General features: G+C 68.0%; 25 protein-coding genes and 1 pseudogene. 17 read left to right on the top strand and 9 right to left on the bottom strand.

The window, feature by feature from the left end:
* Positions 1–564 precede the first annotated feature (564 nt).
* The 4 genes from D0C15_RS29940 to D0C15_RS29925 are packed head-to-tail and all read right to left on the bottom strand — an operon-like array spanning position 565 to position 2,725.
* On the bottom strand, positions 565–930 hold the full coding sequence (locus tag D0C15_RS29940) for a BlaI/MecI/CopY family transcriptional regulator (protein ID WP_116051481.1): 366 nt from the start codon (positions 928–930) through the stop codon (positions 565–567).
* A 56-nt stretch (positions 931–986) separates the two neighbouring features.
* Positions 987–1,253 carry a cell division protein CrgA gene (gene crgA, locus D0C15_RS29935; protein ID WP_116051480.1) on the bottom strand — a complete coding sequence of 89 codons (267 nt, stop codon included), beginning with the start codon at positions 1,251–1,253 and terminating at the stop codon, positions 987–989.
* An 18-nt stretch (positions 1,254–1,271) separates the two neighbouring features.
* A complete protein-coding gene (locus D0C15_RS29930) occupies positions 1,272–1,934 on the bottom strand; it encodes a TlpA family protein disulfide reductase (protein ID WP_116051479.1) in 663 nt (220 codons plus the stop codon).
* 50 nt (positions 1,935–1,984) lie between these two features.
* Positions 1,985–2,725: a cytochrome c biogenesis CcdA family protein gene (locus D0C15_RS29925; RefSeq protein ID WP_116051478.1), complete on the bottom strand. Its 741-nt coding sequence runs from the start codon at positions 2,723–2,725 to the stop codon at positions 1,985–1,987.
* Positions 2,726–2,841: 116 nt separating this feature from the next.
* On the opposite strand from D0C15_RS29925, the gene ccmA reads away from it, so the two are divergent.
* The 12 genes from ccmA to D0C15_RS29870 are packed head-to-tail and all read left to right on the top strand — an operon-like array spanning position 2,842 to position 10,750.
* Positions 2,842–3,522, top strand: coding sequence for a heme ABC exporter ATP-binding protein CcmA (gene ccmA / locus D0C15_RS29920; protein ID WP_116051477.1), 681 nt, complete (start codon positions 2,842–2,844; stop codon positions 3,520–3,522).
* Positions 3,519–4,208 (top strand): heme exporter protein CcmB, encoded by a 690-nt coding sequence (locus tag D0C15_RS29915; RefSeq protein ID WP_245976399.1) that lies wholly within the window; start codon positions 3,519–3,521, stop codon positions 4,206–4,208. The genes ccmA and D0C15_RS29915 overlap by 4 nt, the downstream gene beginning before the upstream one ends.
* Positions 4,205–4,939: a cytochrome c biogenesis protein CcsA gene (ccsA, locus tag D0C15_RS29910; RefSeq protein WP_116051476.1), complete on the top strand. Its 735-nt coding sequence runs from the start codon at positions 4,205–4,207 to the stop codon at positions 4,937–4,939. Before D0C15_RS29915 ends, ccsA begins: the two co-directional genes overlap by 4 nt.
* Positions 4,932–5,054, top strand: coding sequence for a hypothetical protein (locus tag D0C15_RS35545; RefSeq protein ID WP_281270741.1), 123 nt, complete (start codon positions 4,932–4,934; stop codon positions 5,052–5,054). Before ccsA ends, D0C15_RS35545 begins: the two co-directional genes overlap by 8 nt.
* The gene (locus tag D0C15_RS29905) at positions 5,051–5,467 is read left to right on the top strand and encodes a cytochrome c maturation protein CcmE (RefSeq protein WP_116051475.1); all 417 of its coding nucleotides are present in this window, start codon (positions 5,051–5,053) and stop codon (positions 5,465–5,467) included. Before D0C15_RS35545 ends, D0C15_RS29905 begins: the two co-directional genes overlap by 4 nt.
* On the top strand, positions 5,464–7,437 hold the full coding sequence (locus D0C15_RS29900; protein ID WP_116051474.1) for a heme lyase CcmF/NrfE family subunit: 1,974 nt from the start codon (positions 5,464–5,466) through the stop codon (positions 7,435–7,437). Before D0C15_RS29905 ends, D0C15_RS29900 begins: the two co-directional genes overlap by 4 nt.
* On the top strand, positions 7,430–7,909 hold the full coding sequence (locus tag D0C15_RS29895) for a cytochrome c-type biogenesis protein (RefSeq protein ID WP_116051473.1): 480 nt from the start codon (positions 7,430–7,432) through the stop codon (positions 7,907–7,909). The genes D0C15_RS29900 and D0C15_RS29895 overlap by 8 nt, the downstream gene beginning before the upstream one ends.
* Positions 7,909–8,727 (top strand): tetratricopeptide repeat protein, encoded by an 819-nt coding sequence (locus D0C15_RS29890; protein ID WP_116051472.1) that lies wholly within the window; start codon positions 7,909–7,911, stop codon positions 8,725–8,727. Before D0C15_RS29895 ends, D0C15_RS29890 begins: the two co-directional genes overlap by 1 nt.
* The gene (locus D0C15_RS29885; protein WP_116051471.1) at positions 8,724–9,359 is read left to right on the top strand and encodes a TlpA family protein disulfide reductase; all 636 of its coding nucleotides are present in this window, start codon (positions 8,724–8,726) and stop codon (positions 9,357–9,359) included. Before D0C15_RS29890 ends, D0C15_RS29885 begins: the two co-directional genes overlap by 4 nt.
* Positions 9,359–9,907: a hypothetical protein gene (locus tag D0C15_RS29880; protein ID WP_116051470.1), complete on the top strand. Its 549-nt coding sequence runs from the start codon at positions 9,359–9,361 to the stop codon at positions 9,905–9,907. Before D0C15_RS29885 ends, D0C15_RS29880 begins: the two co-directional genes overlap by 1 nt.
* A gap of 43 nt (positions 9,908–9,950) precedes the next feature.
* Positions 9,951–10,211 (top strand): hypothetical protein, encoded by a 261-nt coding sequence (locus D0C15_RS29875; RefSeq protein ID WP_116051469.1) that lies wholly within the window; start codon positions 9,951–9,953, stop codon positions 10,209–10,211.
* On the top strand, positions 10,208–10,750 hold the full coding sequence (locus D0C15_RS29870; protein WP_116051468.1) for a copper resistance CopC family protein: 543 nt from the start codon (positions 10,208–10,210) through the stop codon (positions 10,748–10,750). The genes D0C15_RS29875 and D0C15_RS29870 overlap by 4 nt, the downstream gene beginning before the upstream one ends.
* Before the next feature lie 277 nt (positions 10,751–11,027).
* Here D0C15_RS29870 and D0C15_RS29865 read toward each other — a convergent pair whose 3' ends face one another.
* Positions 11,028–11,990, bottom strand: a complete 963-nt coding sequence (locus D0C15_RS29865; protein WP_116051467.1) for a M56 family metallopeptidase — start codon at positions 11,988–11,990, stop codon at positions 11,028–11,030.
* Positions 11,987–12,358: a BlaI/MecI/CopY family transcriptional regulator gene (locus D0C15_RS29860; RefSeq protein ID WP_116051466.1), complete on the bottom strand. Its 372-nt coding sequence runs from the start codon at positions 12,356–12,358 to the stop codon at positions 11,987–11,989. Before D0C15_RS29860 ends, D0C15_RS29865 begins: the two co-directional genes overlap by 4 nt.
* Positions 12,359–12,554: 196 nt before the next feature.
* Here D0C15_RS29860 and D0C15_RS29855 point away from each other — a divergent pair, with 196 nt between their 5' ends.
* The 4 genes from D0C15_RS29855 to D0C15_RS29840 are packed head-to-tail and all read left to right on the top strand — an operon-like array spanning position 12,555 to position 15,367.
* On the top strand, positions 12,555–13,517 hold the full coding sequence (locus tag D0C15_RS29855; protein WP_116051465.1) for a cytochrome c biogenesis CcdA family protein: 963 nt from the start codon (positions 12,555–12,557) through the stop codon (positions 13,515–13,517).
* Positions 13,498–14,241 (top strand): peroxiredoxin family protein, encoded by a 744-nt coding sequence (locus D0C15_RS29850; RefSeq protein WP_116051464.1) that lies wholly within the window; start codon positions 13,498–13,500, stop codon positions 14,239–14,241. The genes D0C15_RS29855 and D0C15_RS29850 overlap by 20 nt, the downstream gene beginning before the upstream one ends.
* The gene (locus tag D0C15_RS29845; RefSeq protein WP_211323381.1) at positions 14,238–14,534 is read left to right on the top strand and encodes a glutaredoxin family protein; all 297 of its coding nucleotides are present in this window, start codon (positions 14,238–14,240) and stop codon (positions 14,532–14,534) included. The genes D0C15_RS29850 and D0C15_RS29845 overlap by 4 nt, the downstream gene beginning before the upstream one ends.
* Before the next feature lie 50 nt (positions 14,535–14,584).
* Positions 14,585–15,367: a prolipoprotein diacylglyceryl transferase gene (locus tag D0C15_RS29840; RefSeq protein WP_116051463.1), complete on the top strand. Its 783-nt coding sequence runs from the start codon at positions 14,585–14,587 to the stop codon at positions 15,365–15,367.
* Here D0C15_RS29840 and D0C15_RS29835 read toward each other — a convergent pair.
* Complete coding sequence (locus D0C15_RS29835; protein ID WP_162830302.1) at positions 15,364–16,377, bottom strand: alpha/beta fold hydrolase; 1,014 nt, start codon at positions 16,375–16,377, stop codon at positions 15,364–15,366. The two genes, D0C15_RS29840 and D0C15_RS29835, sit on opposite strands and share 4 nt — an antisense overlap.
* A gap of 168 nt (positions 16,378–16,545) precedes the next feature.
* Here D0C15_RS29835 and D0C15_RS29830 point away from each other — a divergent pair, with 168 nt between their 5' ends.
* Positions 16,546–16,836, top strand: coding sequence for a hypothetical protein (locus tag D0C15_RS29830; RefSeq protein ID WP_116051461.1), 291 nt, complete (start codon positions 16,546–16,548; stop codon positions 16,834–16,836).
* Positions 16,837–16,915: 79 nt separating this feature from the next.
* Here D0C15_RS29830 and D0C15_RS29825 read toward each other — a convergent pair whose 3' ends face one another.
* Both D0C15_RS29825 and D0C15_RS34840 read right to left on the bottom strand, forming a co-directional pair.
* Complete coding sequence (locus tag D0C15_RS29825) at positions 16,916–18,313, bottom strand: MBL fold metallo-hydrolase (protein ID WP_116051460.1); 1,398 nt, start codon at positions 18,311–18,313, stop codon at positions 16,916–16,918.
* Between the two features lie 72 nt (positions 18,314–18,385).
* Positions 18,386–18,573: pseudogene (locus tag D0C15_RS34840) on the bottom strand (hypothetical protein); the annotation flags it as partial.

Here is an 18,573-nt window from a genome sequence, read left to right as displayed (position 1 = left end):
TCAGCGATCAGCTCGTGCAAGGGGCGGCCGAGAATGTCCGAGGCGGTGTAGCCGATACCCAGCGCGGTGGCGATGAACCAGGCGAGCGCCGTCCAGCCGGCCGCCCGGACCCAACGGTAGGCATGGGGCTCCACTGTCCGAACCTGAGTCGGGCGGCCGGAAGCTATCGGGCCGAGTGCCGCGGCCGCCAGCAGCAGCCCGGCCGTCGCCACAGCCGCCACATCGGTCAGTACCCGTGTCGCCGGGAGCGCCCACGGGGTCACGGGGCCTGGCCCCGGCATGCCGGGGATCTGCCCGCCGCTCGCGCCCCCGCCGAGTTGCAGGACCACGGCCGCCGTCGGGATGGCGGCGGTCAGACTGGCCATGCCGAGTCCCAGCGCGGTCAGCAGACCGCGACGAGAACCGCGCGTAGGTGTGGTGCCGGAGCGGGAGCTCGTCGTCATCGGACGTCAGCCACGGTTCCGGCAGCGATGACCACATAGGACGGCCGCACGACATGACCACGGCTCACCGAACAACCAGGCGCGAGTAGTTGCGCTGGGTGTGCCGGAACCGGCCTCAACCTCAGCGGCGACGTGCTCGCCTTTTTCGGAGAACGTTGCGCAGCATGTCCGATTCCTCTTCGGACGCGGTGGCGGCGAAGTGCATCAGCACGGCTTCGGGATCGGTGGAGGCGTTGAGTACGTCGCGCAACGCCCGCGCTGCGGCTTCCTCACGGCTGAGTACTGGTTCGTAGAAGTATGCCTTGCCGTTCAGGTCGCGCTCGACCCAGCCTTTGCGGAACAGGTTGTCCAGTACGGTCATCACCGTGGTGTACGCAAGCACTTTGCCGGTGTCCAGCCGCTCCATGACGTCACGGACCTTCAGTGGTTCCTGGGCGTGCCAGAGCACGTCCATCACCGCCGATTCGAGTTCACCGAGTCCCTGCATTCCACCACCCACGAAGATGGATAGTACCGCACGTAGGCCGCGTCCGGTCCGTTGATCTACCGCCAGCGCCGGGCCATGAGCAGTCCGGTGACGCCAACGACGAAGGTGATCGCGAAGTTCCACTTGCCGAGTTCGTCCATGAACGGAATCTCGGGTCCGGCGATGTAGAAAACCGCGATCCACGCCAGCGCGAGCAGCAGCAGTCCGAACATCACGACTTTGTAGAGCAGTTGGGACGGCGCGGCGGATCGGACCTTGACGGGAGTGCGCCGATCGGGCGCAGGGGTGTACGCGGTCTTCTGGTGGATCTTGGATTTCGGCACGTGATTCTCCGTGGTGCTTCAGCGATTTGGGGCCCGGTAGCGTTCGACGGCGGCCTGCACGTCCTCGGGGCTGTGGAACACGAGGGGGTCGGTGATGCGTTCTACGGAGCCGTCCGGTCGTACCAGGTAGTTGACGGGCAGCAGCGGTGGGACGCGCAGAGCCCGCTGCACGACCTCGTCGCCGTCGTACAGCGAGGGGTAGTCGACGCCCGTGTCAGCCATGAACTCCAGCGCGGCGGATGCTTGGTCCTTGACGTTCACACCAAGGACGGCAACGGCGTCGGGCCGATTGGCGTAGCTGGCAAGCACGGGCATTTCCTCGCGGCAGGGCACACACCACGACGCCCATAAGTTCACCAGCGTGGTCTTCCCGGCCAGTGCGGCGCCGACGTCGACGGTCCCGGGCGTTCCCAGGCACGCTGTGCGCACACCCGCCAGTGGTCCGGACGGCACGGGGGTGTCCGGATCTGCTGGGCTGGGGCAGGGTTCGATTCCTGCCCGCTCACGTAGCGGTGCGAGTTCGGCCTCGGGCTCAGCCGGACCGGCGGAGCGCAGGGCCGCGCGTGAATCCCGGTCAGTCTGTGGGCCGGTCGTGTCGTCGTCGATCTCGGGCCAGAGCGCGACGATTCCGGCGATGGCCAGGACTACGACCACGATCGTCCAACGTCCCGCGCTCGTCATCGGCCACCTCCAGATCTACTAGTAAAGATAGTAGATGAGTCGGGGGTGGCTCATATCGGGGGCCAGCCGAGGCGGGCGTAGACGGCGAGCAGGCGGCTCATCAGGATGGTCCAGCCGCCGGTCATCACGGCGATACCCATTGCCACGAGGGTCAGCCCACCGATGATCTCGATCTTGCGTGTGTGGCGTTGGATCCAGCCGATGGCGGCGCGACCGCGAGCGAGTCCGGCCGCAAGTAGCAGGAACGGAAGCCCAAGGCCGAGTGAGTAGGCGAGCAGGAGCAGGGCGCCGCGGCTGATGGTGGCGGTGCTGGCGGCGGTGGTCAGGATCGAGGCCAGGACTGGTCCCACGCACGGTGTCCAGCCGAAGGCGAACGCGGCACCGAGCGGCAGTGCCCCAGCTGGCCCGCGACCGAAGCGGGTGAGGTCGAACCGGAGTTGTCGTTGCAGCAGTGGGAGTCTGATCAGTCCGGTCACCGTCAGGCCCATGAGGACGATCAGCGCCCCACCGAAGAGGTTGATCTCATTCAGGTTGCTGGCCAGCAGGAAGCCGAGGGTCGAGGCGGTAGCTCCCAGCGCGGTGAACACCGCGGAGAAGCCCGCGACGAACAGCAGTGCCCCTATTAGGGTTCGGCGGCGCGCAGGGACGACACGCGATCCGCCGTCGTTTGATTCTTGTGAGAGTCCGGAAACGTACGAGACGTAGCCGGGCAGCAGGGGCAGCGTGCACGGAGAGGTGAAGGAGACCAGCCCGGCGACCACCGCGAGCGAGGCCAGCGCCAAAAACTCCACGGGCCTCCTCCCTACGGCAGACGCTCGACGCGCCCCCGCTTCCGGCGCGAGTTGGGTTGCACGTAACCTACGGCCACAGATAGTAGGACAGTCTCGTTCGTCTACGGAGTCCGACCATGCCAAGCTCGGTGTCCGGCACCGACCACGTCGCCGCGTTGCTCGGCGTCGCAGTCGACGTCGAGCGCGTTGCGGTGTTGCGTGGCCTCGATTTCGCGGTCGCCCCTGGCGAATCCGTGGGTCTGGTGGGCGCGAACGGGTCGGGCAAGAGCACCCTGCTTCGGGTACTGGCGACGTTGCTGCCGCCGGTCGGTGGGCACGGCCATGTTCTCGGCGCGGCTTTGGGCAGCGCCGAGTGCGGCGTGGTTCGCCCCCGGATCGCGCTGGTCGGTCACACCGCCGCGCTGTATCCGCGACTGACCGTCCGGGAGAACCTGCATTTCCTGGCCCGCTTGACGGGACGGCGGGAACGGGCGGCCGACGAGGCCCTCGAGGCGGTCGGGTTGGCCGGCGCCGCGGACCGGCGCGCCGAAGCGTGCTCACAGGGAATGCAGCGCCGTGCCGAGTTGGCTCGCGTGCTGCTCACGGCACCGCGGCTGCTGCTGCTCGACGAAGCCCACACGGGCCTGGATACAGCCTCGGTCGGCTTGGTGAACGCCGTGGCCGAGCAGGTGCGTGAGCGCGGTGGGGCGAGTGTGGTGGTCTCGCACGACTACGCACGGTTGCGCGGAGCGGCCGATCGGCTGGTGGAGATCGTCGAGGGCCGGGCAGAGCCGGTGCGGGCGGAGGTGCCGGCGTGACGGACCAGACGGTGACAGTTCCCGGTGCGGTTCGGCAATGCGTCGAACTCGCCGGTAAGGATCTGCGGCTCGAGTTGCGCGCGGGCGAAGCACTCCTGGTCACAGCACCGTTCGGCGCGGTGGCCTTGCTGCTCGTGCCGCTGGCGGTGGGTAGCGATGTCCCGCTGTTGCGGCAGGTCGGACCAGGTCTGTACTGGGTGGTGGTGTTGCTGTTCGGCGTTCTGGTGACCTTGCGGCAGAGCGCGGTGGACGGGCCGGCACAGCTGGCGGTGCTGCGGTTGTGCGGCGTGCACCCGGGCGTCCGCCTGGCCGGCCGGGCGGCGGCGAACGCGGTGCTGCTGTTGGCGTTCGAGGTGCTGCTCGCTCCGATCGCCGTGCTGCTCTATGACCCGGACCTGACTGGCTGGCCATGGCTGCTTCCGGTCTTTCCCTTGGTGGCTGTGGGGCTCGCAGTCCTGGGCACGGTGGCGAGCGCGCTCGCGGAAGGGTTGGCGGGACGAACGACGCTGGGCCCGTTACTGGTCGTGCCGGTGGCGCTGCCGTTGCTGCTGGCGGCGAGTCAGACGCTGGAAGCGGCCCGGTACGGCCGCGAGCCCTGGTCGTGGTTGTTACTCATCCTGACGGTGGACCTCGTGGCGGCAGTGGTCACCGGGTTCGTCGCCCGGCACTTGGAGGAGTCCACATGAGACTGTTCGGACGTCGGCTGCCGATCGCGGTCGTCGTGGTGGTGGCGATCGGGCTGGTCGCCGCGATGCTGGCCCCGCCCGACCGACTCCAGGGCAACCTGCAGCGGCTGATGTACGTGCACGTTCCGGCCGCGTGGATCGCTTACCTCAGCTTCGCGGTCACCTTGACCGCCAGCATTCTGTGGTTGTGGCGGCGCCGACCCCGTTACGACCGGCTCGCCGCCGCCAGCGCCGAGGTCGGCGTGTTCTTCACCGGGCTGGCTATCGCGCTCGGCTCGATCTGGGGCAAACCCACCTGGGGCGTGTGGTGGACCTGGGACCCCCGCGTGGTCACCACCGCGGTCATGTTGTTCGTGTACCTGGGCTATCTCGCGTTGCGGCGCGCCACTGTGGACCCCACGGCGCGAGCTCGGCGCTGCGCGGTGTTCGGTGTGGTGGCCTTCGTGCAGGTGCCGATCGTGCACATGTCCGTGGTGTGGTGGCGTGCGTTGCACCAGCCGCCGACGGTGCTCAAACCGGGCGATCCGACAATCGATCACACCATGTTGGCGACTCTGCTGATCAATGTGCTGGCGTTCACTCTGCTGTACCTGCTCGCACTACGGGCACGGATGCGCCTGGCGGCCGCCGAGGAGGCGCACGAAGCCAAGCAGCGGACGGAATCCGCGGAGCTGGCCGGCAGTGCCGTGCTGGCCCCGACACTGAAGAAGGGATCACAAGCGGATGTCTGAATGGGCATGGGTCGTGCTCGGGTACGGTGTCGCCGGCGTCGCGGTGGCTGGGTACTTTCTCGGCCTCGCCCGACGCTGGGTTCGGCTGCGGCGCCGGATCGGGGGGCGGTCGTGAAGAGGTACCGGCTGCTGGCGTTCTCCGGCGTGGGCCTGGTCGCGGTGCTGGCCGGATTGCTGTTCTTCGGCAACCTCAACGACAACCTCGTGTACTACCTGACGCCGCAGGAAGCGATCGAGCAGCGCGCGGACTTCCCCGACGACAGGCGTTTCCAGTTGGGCGGGCTCGTCGAGCCAGACAGCGTGACACGCACTCCGGAGGGGCTGCGGTTCGTGGTCGCTTCCGATACCCAGCCTGGTGGCCCGTCCGTCGCCGTGGAGCACCACGGCGCACCGGCGCAGCTGTTCCAGGCCGGAATCGGCGTGGTGCTGGAGGGCTCCTGGCGGGGCAGCGGTTTCGTCTCGGACACGATGAAGGTCAAGCACGACGAGAACTACCAGCCGCCCGACGCCGAGGGTGAGTCGCCGTGACCGTGGTGACGCCGGCTGTCGGCTGGGTGGGCATCCTCCTCGGCCTCGCGGGCTCGATCGTGCTTGCGGTGTTCGGTTTCCGTGCGCAGCACCGCCCGCGCGCCGTGCGGCGCAGCCAGTTGCGCTTCGCTGTGGGCTGCATGCTCGGTGGTGCCACGCTGGCGATGGCGGCACTCGAGGTCGCGCTGCTCACCGACAATTTCGCGGTGTCCTATGTGGCCGAGACACATTCCCGCGCGACTCCGTTGTTCTTCACCATCACGAGTGCGTGGTCCGCGCTCGGCGGCAGCATCGTGCTGTGGGCTCTGGTGCTGGCCGGCTACACCGCGGCCGTGCTGCGGCAGGTACGAGACACCGACGACCGGCTGGGTACCGGCGCGCTCGCCGTGCTCGGGGTGGTCGCCGTCTTCTTCTTCGGACTGGTGTCCACCGTGGCCAACCCGTTCCGGATCCTGCCCAACCCGCCCGCCGACGGTCCTGGCCCGAACCCCCTGCTGGCCGACCATGCGATGGTGGCGTTCCATCCGCCGCTGCTCTACCTCGGGTTCGTCGGGTTCACCGTGCCGTTCGCGTTCGCCATGTCGGCCCTGCTGCTGCGCAGGGGAGGAGTGGACTGGCTGCGCCGGACCCGCCGGGCCAACCTTGTGGCGTGGAGTTTCCTCACCGCAGGCCTGGTGCTCGGCGCATGGTGGTCGTACGAGGTACTGGGCTGGGGCGGCTACTGGGCGTGGGACCCGGTGGAGAACGCCGCGCTGATCCCGTGGCTGGTCGCCACCGCGTTCCTCCACTCGGCCGTGGTGCAGGTCAAGCGGGGCATGCTGCAGGCGTGGAACTTCGTGCTGGTCATCGCCACATTCGCGCTCACCATCCTGGGCACGTTCCTGACCCGCTCCGGGGTGGTGGCTTCGGTGCACTCCTTCACCGAGTCGGGGGTGGGCCCGGCGCTGCTGGGTTTCCTTGTGCTGGTCCTGGGTGGCGGGTTCGCCCTGTTCGTGCTGCGCGGTGAACGCGTTGCCTCAACCTCACGCCCGGAAACACTGGCCAGCCGCGAGGGCGTGTTCCTGATCAACAACCTGCTGTTGACCGTGTTCGCGTTCGTCGTCCTCGCCGGTACCGTCTACCCGATCATCGTGGAGGCCCTCACCGGTAACCAGGTGTCGGTGGGCAGGCCGTTCTTCGACCAGATGGCCGTGCCGCTGGCTTTCGCCCTCCTGCTGGCGATGGGCGTGGGCCCGTTCACCCCGTACCGCTACGCCTCCCTCACCGTGCTGTGGGTCCGGCTGCGCCTGGCGCTCCTTCTGGCCAGTGCCGCCGCGGCCGCTGTGGTGGTGCTGGGTGGTGTCTCCTCGCCCGGAGTGGTCGCCGTGGTGGCCATCGCAGTGGCCGTCGCCGCCGCCGGCGTGCGGCAGCTCGTCGTCACCGCGCCGAAACCACGCCTGAAAGGCATACCGCGGGTCCTCGGCGGGCAGCGCGCCTACTGGGGTGGGCAGCTCGCCCACCTCGGGGTTGCCGTGGTCGCCGTCGTCATCGCCGTGTCCGGGGCACTCGCCACGCGCGCGACCGTCACACTGGACCGCGGCGAGTCGGTCGAGTTCGCCGGCTACACGCTGACGTTCGACCGCAGCGAGGAGCACGTCCAGCCAGATCGGGTGAGCCGCGACGCGCATATCGTCTTCCGTGAGGACGGGCAGGTCTCCTGGACCGCGACGCCACAGCTGACCGCGTTCAACAACCAGACCCAGTCGGTGGGGCAGCCGTCCGTCTGGACCGGTCCCACCCGCGACATCTATGTCGCCCTCGCGCAGCTCGGCGACGAGCGAGTCTCCCTCAACCTGTACCGCTATCCACTCATGACGTGGTTGTGGGTCGGCGGCGGGCTCGTCGCGGCCGGGGGGTTCTGGGCGCTGAGCGGCCGAACGCGCCGCACGAGTTCGGACACCTTGCCGGATCGGGTGGTCGCTGATGCGTAAGGGCAGGCTGCCTCGTGCCGGGCTCGCGGTGGCCATCGTGTCCCTGCTCGCTGTTGCCGTCGTCGGTCTGCTGACGGCGGGGTCCGGTCCGGCGGATCGTGCCTACGAGCTCGAACAGCGGTTGCGGTGCCCGGTGTGCAAAAGCGTGTCCATTGCCGAGTCTCCGTCGGAGACGGCGCAGACCATGCGCATCGCCGTGGCCGAGCAGGTCGCCGCTGGCCGCACGGACGAGGAAATCATCGGCTACTTCCGTGCCCGCTACGGCGATTGGGTGCTGCTCGACCCACCCGTCAGTGGACCAACCCTGATCTTGTGGGTGCTGCCCGTCGCGGCGGTCGTGGTCGGCGGTACCGCAGTGTTTCTCGTGCGGCGTCGGCCCGAACCGGGCGGCGACCTCACTGCCGAGCAACGCGAGCGAGTCGGCCACGCCGTCGAGCAGGCGCGCTCCACCGGCGACGACGAGGGTCTGTGATGAGTGCCGACCGGGAAACGCTGGAGCACCAACGTGACCAGGCCCTGGCCGACCTTGTCGACCTCGAACGGCAGGTCGCCGACAACGAGATCCCCTACGACGTCGCCGTCCAGCTCCGCCGACGGTACGAGGCGTCCGCGGCCTCGGCGATCGAGGCCCTGGACGAGGTCCCGGAGCCAGCCGCGCAGGAAACCCGCCGAACTCCGCGCCGTTCCCGAGCCAAAGTCGTCGCGTACCTGGTGGCTGCCGCCATCGCGGTGATCGCCGCGGTCGTGGTGCTTCCCCAGTATGTGTCGAGTCGGCCCGAGGGCGGGTTCGTCACAGGCAATGAGGCCGCACAACTGCCAACCTCGGCCCCACCAGCGAGCCCGGTGCCCGCACCGCGGGACCTCTCCAAGGTGACCGACGCGGAGATGGAAGCGGTGGTCACCGCCAATCCCACCGTGCTCGGGATGCGACTCGCTCTGGCCGGGCGCTACCTGGACAAAGGAAAGTACGACATGGCCGCCGAACACTACGGCGTGGCACTGAAGCAGAACCCCGGCAACCCTGAAGTCCAGGCCGGAGCCGGATGGGTGCTGTTCCAGCTCGGCCAGGTCGACGCCGCCCTCCGGTTCATCGACCAGGCCCTGACCATCGACCCCAGATCACCAGACGCCCAGTGGTACAAGGCGAACATTCTGCTTGACGGCCGCAAGGACCCAGCCACTGCTCTCAGTCTGCTGCGGCAACTTGCCCAGCGCGGCGACCTGCCATCCGAACGTCAGGCGCAGGTGCGGCAGCTGATCCCCCGAGCCGAGCAGGCGGACGGACAATGAACGTACGGGATACTCGGCCGGCCCCGCGTATCCGCTCCTGGCGGCTGGTCCGCTGGATCGCGATCGCGGTGGTGGTTATCGCCGTCGGTGTCGGTGCGGTGTTCGGCAGCCGGCTGGGTGAGGATCCCACTCTGGTCGACAGCCCCTTGATCGGCAAACCCGCGCCCACCATGACGATGCCGAATCTGGAGGGCGAGGGTGAACTCTCGCTGGCCGACCTCCGCGGCCAGGTCGTCGTGGTCAACTTCTGGGCCTCCTGGTGCGTGGCCTGCCGTGAGGAGCACGCCGCCCTGGTGTCGGCGGCGAACAACTACCGCGAGGCGGGCGCTGCCTTCGTTGGGGTGAACTACCAGGACCAGCGTGGCTCCGCCATCGCTTTCCTGGACGAGATGGGTCGCGGCGATTCCTCCGCCTACCGCTATGTGACCGACCCGGGTTCCAGGATCGCACTGGATTTCGGCGTTTTCGGTGTCCCGGAAACGTTCTTCGTCGACCGCACGGGAACCGTCGTCGCGAAGATCACCGGGCCGGTCACCTACCCACTGCTGTCCGGAACCCTCGACGCGATCCTCGCCGGCCGCACACCGCGGTCCCACACCGAGGGCACCGTCCAACCCGCCCCGGGGCAGTGATGCGACCGGCTGCACTGCGCGCCGCGCGGGGCGGGCTGCTCACCTGTTCGTCGGCGGTGCCCGCGATCGTCGCGCACGCGCTCGCCGACGGTGGGATGCCGCGCGCCGTCATCATGGTGCTGCTCACGCCGGTGATCGGCTGGCTCGCCACCGTCCTCGCCGAGCGCCTGCACGGGCTGCTCGGCGTGGTACTGGTGCTGGGTGTCGCGCAGGTCGTGATGCACGTGATGCTCGGGGGACACGGAACACACACCCCAGCAGACCCGGTTGGACCCAGTATCCACAGTGGAGTCGACCCAGGTGCGATGGTTCTCGCCGCACACCTGGGCGCGACGATCCTCACCGCGATACTGCTGGCGCGGGCGGAGTCGATGCTGCAGGCCGTCGCAGTGAGCCTGCGGCGGCTGGTGCACACCGTATGGCGCCTGCCGCCGATTCCGAGTGGGGCGATACCTGCGGCCATCGTTCGCGCCGCTGGCTGCGTGCAGTTCGTCGACATCCACCTGCGGCGGGTACACGGTCGCCGTGGCCCGCCAGAGAACTCCTGACTTTCAGCTCTTCCAACTTTCCCCACTTCTCAGGAGTCATCTGATGTCCAGAACCCATGTGATTCGAAGTTCGGCCGTGCTGCTGGGGGCCGTCGGCGCGACCAGCCTGCTCACCGCCGGGATCGCCACCGCCCACGTCACCACCAACGTCTACGGCGAGCAACCAGAGAACACTGCGGACCGTTACCCGGCACCGACCACCGACACCACTGTTTCGCAGGACACCACCGCCCGCTGTCTGGATGGTGTCGGTGTCTGCACCGGCACTCTGCTCCGACCGGGCAAGGCAGCGAGCACGTCATGAGGCGCGCACTGGCGATCGCCGCGCTGGTGCTGGCCACTACGGTCGGGCTGGCCGGCCCCGCGCTCGCGCATACCTCGTTGGTCTCCTCCGACCCGAGCGACGGCGCGCGGGTCGACACCGCGCCGTCGGCGGTGACCCTGACGTTCAACGAGCCCATCCAGGACGGCGGCACCAGCCAGGTCGTTGTCACCGGGCCCGACGGTGGACAGTGGACCGAAGGAGCAGTCGACGTGCGGGAGAATCTCGTCACCGCCCGGCTGCGCCCGCTCGGCCCGGCAGGCGACTACACGATCGGATTCCGGGTGCTGTCCGGTGACGGACACCCGGTCTCCGACTCGATCAGGTTCGAACTGACCAAGGGCACCGGGGCAGCTTCGTCGGCGCCCGCCGTCGTGACGACCGCGCCCGGCACGGGGACCGCAGCCGAGTCGGACAACGCCAACGCGGGTGTGCCGATCTGGGTGTGGATCGCCGGAGCCGGGGTGCTGCTGGTAGCCGGGCTCGGACTGGCACTGCGCATGGGTCGCCACAACTCCTGACGGCAGGCCGGGGCAACCTCGACGCATGCCGAGGTTGCCCCGGCCGCCTTGGAGGCGCACTACCGACGTTGTCATCCCTGTGGTCGGTGTGTCGGGGGCATGCTCGTCAGATACGATTCGTGGTAGTAGCGGTTCTCCGGGTTTACCGAGGGCACTACTCGGTGAGACCGACGATGGTTGTCCCCCTCCTAGCGTCGGTCTGCGCCGTATCGCCGGGCGGGTCCGACCCCCAGGGGCCCGCCCGGCTCCTGTCACGATGTTTGCAGCTAGCCGTTGGTCAGTAGATGGTGCTCGGGTCGCAGAAGGCGATACCGGCGGCCGCGAGTACCCCGGTGAGCAGGGGGCCGACGGCCAGTAACGTTGCCGCAGCGGCGAGGAGTAGCCGAGTCCGCATGCGCTGCGTGAGACAGGCGGGCTCGACGAGCCGCTCGGCACGGGCAACGACTCCCACCCCCGTGGCGCCGAGCGCGCCGGGCGGGAGCGCGGTGACACCGGAGAGGGTGAGCAGCGCTCCGAGCACCGTATGGGAGCCGTGGCTGCGCGCCGCTGCGTCATCGGCGCACATCTCCAGCAACCGCGCGATCTCGGTGGCGCCGGCGGTGAACAGTGCGACCCTGGGCAGCGCGGCGGTCAGACCGCGGGTCGTGGCCAGCAGGAGATGGTGGCGGCCGGTGAGGTGGGCACGTTCGTGGGCCAGTACCGCGCCCAGATGGGCGTCGTCGAGCACGTCGAGGGCGCCGCTGGTGACGACGATCGTGTGCGGCCGGCCCGCGACACAATAGGCCAGCCGTTCGGGGGCGTCGAGAACGATGGCGTCCGAGCCCGGCATGCGGCGTCCGACCACGCGGGCCATCCGAGCGTGGTCGTGGGTGCGGGACCGGGCGCAGGCCAGGGAACGGCCGAGACGGACAGCCAGGACCGTCCCGGCTGCCGCCGCCAGTGCGGTGAGCACGAACAGTCCGAGTTGGAGGATGATCCCGGCGCCACCAGTGGCTACGATCTGGAGCATCGCGAAGCAGGTGCTCAGGATCTCTGCCGGCTGGTTCCAGTGCTGTACCAGCTCGATTGTCAGGAACACCGCCGCGGTCGCCCACGACGCCAGCACGCTGGCAATCGCGACCAACCACGCTGTGATGCCGAGCCGGGGCGCCACCCCGGCCCTGGTCCACCGGGTCAGCAGGCGTGGTCCGAGTACGACCACCGCGAAGCTGTACAACAGCAGGCAGGCGGCGATGCTCACTGGGCCTCCTTGGCCGACGCCCACCGTCGTAGCACGCCGTGCAGGCGACTGGACTCGCCGTCGGTCATCTGCTCGAAGAAGCGGGAAAGAACGACGTCGGGATTCCCGCCGGATTCGAGTGCGGCCCGCATCAGCCGCGCGCTGTTCTCCTCACGGGTGAGGGTGGGCCAGTACAGGAATGCCTTGCCCTCTCGCGTTCGCGCGAGGGATCCCTTGCGGTGCAGGTTATCCATGGTTGACATCACCGTGGTGTAGGCGATCTGGCGGGTCTTCTTCAGGGACTCGAAGACATCTCGCACCGTGATCGTGTCCTCGCGGTCCCACACACGGTCCATCACCACCGCTTCAAGCTCGCCGAAACCACGCATATGTCCTCCAGTGCATTTCGGCCCCTACCAGATTACGTGCTGCAGACCGCTCCCTCTTCCCTGGTCACCATGCCACTTCGGGGATGAAACCACGAGTTCACACCTGCCCGCTACTATCTACGTACGTAGGTAGTAGATTGCGGTGTTGGTGAAAGGGTCTTCATGGGCACATCGGTGCCGTCGAGGGGGTCTCACTGTGGGTGAGTTGTTGTTCGGCACGACCTTGCTCGCCTCGTTTCTTGGGGGTGTGGTGGCGCTGCTGGCGCCGTGCTGCGTGTCGGTGATGTTGCCGGCGTACCTGTCCACCGGCTTCCGGCACCGTGGGGGCGTGGTGCCCGCCACTCTGGTGTTCGGTGCGGGGGTGGCGACGGTGATCCTGCCGATCGGCTTGGGGGCGACGGCGCTGAGCAGACTGCTGGTGGAGCAGCACGTATGGCTGTTCTCCATCGGCGGCGTCCTGATGGTCGTAGGCGGGGTGGCAGTACTCGCCGGGTGGAAGCCGAACCTGCCCATGCCAGGTGCGCGCAGGGTGAAGGAGGGAAGCTTCGGCTCGGCCTACGTGCTCGGGGCGTTCTCCGGGCTGGCCAGCGCCTGCTGCGCCCCAGTGTTGGTCGGGGTCGCGGTGCTCTCCGGCGCCTCTGCGTCCTTCCCGGTCGCATTGGCGATCGGGATCTCCTACGTCGCCGGAATGGTCGCACCGCTCGCGCTGGTCGCCGTGTTCTGGGAACGGCGTCGCGACCGCGCCAGCCGGGTGCTCAGCGATCGCACGGTGCGGCTGCGGCTGGGCCAGTGGCAGCGGCAATTGGCGCTGGGCACGCTAATCAGTGGCCTGCTGATGGTTGGCATGGGCGTCCTCGCGTTCGTGCTGGCGTTTACCGGGCCAGGGATGCCCAGCGGCGGCTGGCAGACCGAGTTGAGCGCCTGGCTGCAGCATTTGTCGTCCGTCACCGTGAATGCCCTGTCCTGGATCCCCGGCTGGGCGCTCGCCCTGATTCTTGTCCTGAGCTTCGCCCTGCTGCTGCGTCGTGCGATGCGCAGCAAGGCGGCCCGGGCGACCGGCACCGCCGCGCCGTGTTGTGCCGGCGACGTGGAGAACTACGAGTCCGCTTCGATTCCCGTAACCATGGAGGAGAACCACCGTGAACAAGACCAGCGGTAAGACGCAGCCGAAGCGTCCCGCCACCGGCACGAGCGGCCGTGGTGCACAGTCCCGCAACCGCAGTCAGGGGACTCGAACGGTCGCCAAGGCTCGCGGTGGGTCTGGTGGGCCTCGCCGCAGCACCCTGATCGGTGCGTCGCTGGTCACCGTACTCGCTGTCGTCGTGCTGTACCTGGTCTATCAGAACTCGCAGGTCACGCCGGACGTCTCCGGTGGCGGCAGCGGTTACGAGCACGTTGTCGGCGATCCTGGTGCCGGTGCCACTGCCCCGGGCTTCACTTTGCCGTCCGGCGGTGGGGGCGAGGTCAGCCTGGCCGACTATCAGGGCAAGAACGTGCTGCTGTACTTCCACGAGGGCCTGATGTGCCAGCCGTGCATCGACCAGATTACCGACCTGGAACAAAACCAGGCAGCTCTGGAGAAGGCCGGGGTGGACGAGGTCGTGGCGATCTCCCACGATCCGATCAACCAGGTGAGCCGTAAGGCCGCCGACGAGAACCTGGCCACCCCTTGGCTTTCCGACCCGAGTCAGGACGTCATCCGCGCCTACGACGCGCACAAATACGGCATGATGAACGAGACGACAGCCGGGCACAGCTTCATCCTCGTCGGCTCGGACGGAACCATCCAGTGGCGCGCCGACTACGGCGGCGCGCCCGACTACACGATGTTCGTGCCGACCGAGGGCGTACTCGCCGACCTGTCCAGGGAGCGAGCATCGTGACGGCGCCGGTGGAGATCACCTTCCTGACCCAGCGGGACTGCGCGTTCTGTGACCGTGCCAAGGACGTCTTGCGCAGCGTCGGGCAGGACCACCCGCTGTACATCACGGAGATCGACCTGACCGGCGAGGAGGGACAACAGTTGGCGAGACGAGCCGGCGTGATGTTCGCACCCGGTGTGCTCGTCGACGGAGAACCGTTCTCCTATGGCCGCCTGTCCGAGCGCAAGCTCCGCCGAGCCCTGAGTAAACGTGCCGCAGTGAACACACGGTCCCAGACAGGGGGAGCTGTCTAGCGGGGGATCGCTCACCTCGTCACACGATTGTCGACGTCTGGAAGAGGCTGATGTATCCAACCCTGTTCACCCTGTTCGGTGTGCCGATCCAAAGTTATGGCGTGAGCAAAGCCCTCGCGGCTGTGGTGGCGATCTTTCTGCTGGGCCGGGAGTTTCGTCGCCTGGGTTGGGACCCGAACGTAGCGACCAATGTGGTCGTTGCCACCACGGTGGGCGGTTTCGCCGGGGCCAAGGTGTACTACCTCGCTGAGCATGCCCACAGCTTGACCCTGCATGATTTCGGTGGTTCGGGATTCACCTGGTACGGAGGATTCCTGGCCGGCTTGGCGGTGTTCGTGGTGATGGCCCGCCGGAATGGTCTGCCGTTTGGGCAGCTCGCCGCGGCTGCCGCGGTGCCGATGTCGGTCGCCTACGGCATTGGGCGGCTGGGTTGCCTGCTCGCCGGGGACGGTACATACGGGACACCGACCGATCTGCCGTGGGGGATGGCATTCCCCCACGGGGTGGTCCCCACGGTTGTACCGGTCCATCCCACCCCGTTGTACGAGGCTGTCGCAGCCTTCGCGATCGCCGGTGTGCTGTGGAGCCTCCGGCGGCGCTGGCGTCCGGCCGCTGTCATTGGTAGCTATGCCGTGCTCACGGGTGCCGCCCGGTTCCTGGTGGAGTTCGTCCGGGTCAACGACGACATCGTTCTCGGACTGACCCAGCCACAGTTGTGGTCGATCGCCCTGATGATCGCGGGCGCGGTGCTGCTCACCCGCTCGAGGTGGACGTCCGATCGGCGAGTCGACCAGGCCGGGATCGCCGCAGGGCCGGAAGACCGCCGCGGTTAGCCTCCGATCGGCGGGGTGGGCTCGTGTCGGAGCGCGTGTTGGACCTGTGCAAGGCACCAGCGGGGCTGGGCGAGGGGGAGGTCGTGACCCCCGGTGGGATGAGTTGCGACGGTGACGGACGGACCGGACTCCGCGACGAGCGCAGCGGCCCTCCCGGGTTCTGCCACCAGGTCGGCGGCGCCGTTGGCCAGCAACAGCGGGGTACCGGCGGCCACCAGATGGGCGACGGCATCGCTCCAACCGTTGTGGAGTACCAGTTTCGTGAGGCTGCCGTGGTAGGACGCCCACGTGTGCTGTACCGCGGCTCGGGCGATGGGTACCGGCAGCTCCGGATGCAGCGCCGTGGCAAGCCAGGATGCGGTGCGGCGGTACCGGCACATCCACGCACACATCCCGCGTGCAACTGGCCCGTCACCGGTGGCTAGCGCCGCCATCGTGCTTAGCTCGCACAGGCGTGCGCGGCCCTGCCGGGCGTTGGCGAACAGGGGGGCGGCGAATGCTACAACCGCTCGGGCTTTCGGCTGACGGGCAGCCCACCGCAGACCCAGCGATGCGCCCATCGAGTGCCCGACGATCACCAACGGTCGGTTCGCCAGTCCGAGCGCGGCGAGCATCGCGTCCAGCGCCGCCAGGTGCGCTGTGGCGCTGTACTCCGCGGGATCACCGCCGGGCGGGCGCATCGAGGCGCCGAACCCCAGCAGATCCGGTATGACGAGAGTGCCGGTTTGACCGAGTTCGTCGAATGCGTCGCCAAAGTATTCTCCCGACCCAGCCAGGCCGTGTAGCAGCACGATGACGGGGTCGCCGGAGCCCAAGAGCCGGACGAACAGTGGCCCTGCTCGTAGCCGTCGTCCCGTTGTGGGGCGCCAACTCCGCACGGCACCGGCGCCGAGGTGGCGGATGGCCCACACTGTGCACAGGATAAGGGCGAGCGAACCCGGCCCGGCAGCGAACATCGCCGAGCGGCCCCAGGGAAATGCCCGTCCACCGGCACAGTCGAGTTCGCGCATCGACACCGAGTTTAGCGGTACTCACCGTCACCCAACCGGGTGTGATAATCCCGCTCTGCGCAGCAGCAGATTCTGCCGGGGTACTCCCGGGACTGCGTCACCTATAGCGTGCTGCGACACTGACATAGAATAAACTAACCGTCTTAGGTGGAGAAGGAGTGCAAGATTATGTTGCTACGTAAGAGCGTTGCGGTCATGGTGGCAAGCGGTGCTGCGGTGCTCGCTCTGGCGGCTCCCGCGTCGGCGTCACCCGCTCACGGGGCCGGCACCGGCGTCGATCGGGGAATGAGCACCATGTGCGAGATGATGATGCAGGATCGGCCGGGGATGGAACACGTCCGCGAAGCGATGATGCGCAATCCCGCGATGCAGCGGATGCATGAGATGATGATGCGTCATAATCCGGCGATGGCCGAGAAGTGTAAGTCCATGATGGATGGATCGTCGTCCCAGGCGTGACCATCCGAGTGGAAGGTCCAGCCTGAACTGCCCCGCGGGTGCTCGCCAACCGAGGTCACTGAGCATCCGCGGGCTGCTCTTACTCGTCCTGTATGGGTAGTTTCGCGTGGTTCCAGGCCGTCATGCCGCCTGCGACGTTGACGATGCTGGAATGTCCGGCGCGGGCCAGCAGACTGGCGGCAACGGAAGAGCGGTAACCGCTGCCGCAGGCCACCGCCACGGGTTTGCTGTCGTCGACATCGTCGAGTCGCCCGGGCAGTTCGGCGCCGGTGATATGAGTCGCGCCGGGCGCGTGTCCGTTGGCCCATTCGGCTGGCTGACGCACGTCGAGCAGGTGGACGTCTCCGCGCTCCAGTCGTTCTTCGAGTTCGTGGACGGTGATCTGCGGAATGGCCGCAATCGGACGTCCGGATGTGCGCCAGGTGCTGACCCCGCCGCGCAGCCAGCCGAGCGGCGCGGGGTAGCCGATCCGCAACAGTTGCCAGGTGACCTCCCACAGGTCACTCGGCCGATCGAGGACCAGCAGCACAGGAGTGTCCTCGGGTAGGACGGTGCCTGCCCAGGTGGCGAACGCGGAGCCGATCCCCACATTCAGCGAGCCGGGTACGTGGGAGCCGCCGAAGGCCTCCGGCGCGCGGGTATCGAGTACCGGCGCACCAGACTCGCGATGCCGATCGAACTGCTCGAGGCTCAGTGCGGGGGGCTCGGCCAGTGTTCCCAGTGGGTCGACTCCCTCCAGGTTCTGCGAGCGCATACGCCGCCAGTACGGCGGGACCGCGGGAAGGTTGTCCAACCGGATGCACTCGCGAACGAACCCGTCCGTGGAGTCCACCTCGGCCAGGATCGCGTTGGTGCGCCGCTCGTACCCCACACTGGTCGACAGGCGGCTGCCGATGTTGCCGCCGCACAGCGAGCCCGCGACGTGGGTGGGGAAGACCTCCACATGGTCGGGCAGGGGCAACAGCTTGTGCTGAATCGTCTCGCAGAACTCCCGCGCTGCGTCGCGGGCCTGCTCCTCGCCCCCGAGTAGGTCGGGACGAGCGAGGTCACCGACCAGCAACGCTCCGCCGGACAGCAGCAGGACAGGGATGTCCGCGCTGACCGAGCGGTCGTAGACCAACAAGCTGATGTGTTCGGGGGTGTGCCCAGGGGTGTGCATCACCTCGATGCCGACGTCACCGATCTCGATCACCTGGCCGTCCTGGAGCGGCCGGTGCTGATAGCTGAGGTCACCGGCTGCCGAGCCCCACAGCTGCGCCTCCGTGTGCTGGGCGACCTCTGTCAGCCCGGACAGGTAGTCGTTGTGGCCGTGCGAGTCGCACGCGTAGGCGATGCGCAGGCCATGCTCTCGCGCTGTGTCCAGGTAGTTGCCGACGTCACGACGTGGGTCGAAGATCAGCGCTTGCCCGGTCTTCTCGTCACCCACCAGGTAGGAAGCGTGCCCGAGCGACTGCAGGTAGAACTGGTCGAACAACATGCTCTCGACGTACCCACTCCTGCGCCGGCCAATCCCCGGGCGTGTTTCCCGTTCAGCACGGACAGGCCGAGATTACGAGGTATGGGGCTTCCGCTTGGCCTTGCTCAGTACTTGGCGAAGTTTGGTCGCCTCTTCGGGGTCCATCTCGGAGAAGAATTGAGCCAGAACCGCGGTGCGATCGGGTGCTGCGGCGAGGACGTCGTCGATGAGGCGTGCGGAGTATTCTTCGCGGGTCGCCAGTGGCCAGTACTCGTAGGCGC

The sequence above is a fragment of the Amycolatopsis palatopharyngis genome, from assembly GCF_003385185.1.
Taxonomy (GTDB): Bacteria; Actinomycetota; Actinomycetes; order Mycobacteriales; family Pseudonocardiaceae; genus Amycolatopsis; species Amycolatopsis palatopharyngis.
Note: the sequence above shows the minus strand (reverse complement) of the source record. Positions and strands in the feature narration are given on the sequence as shown.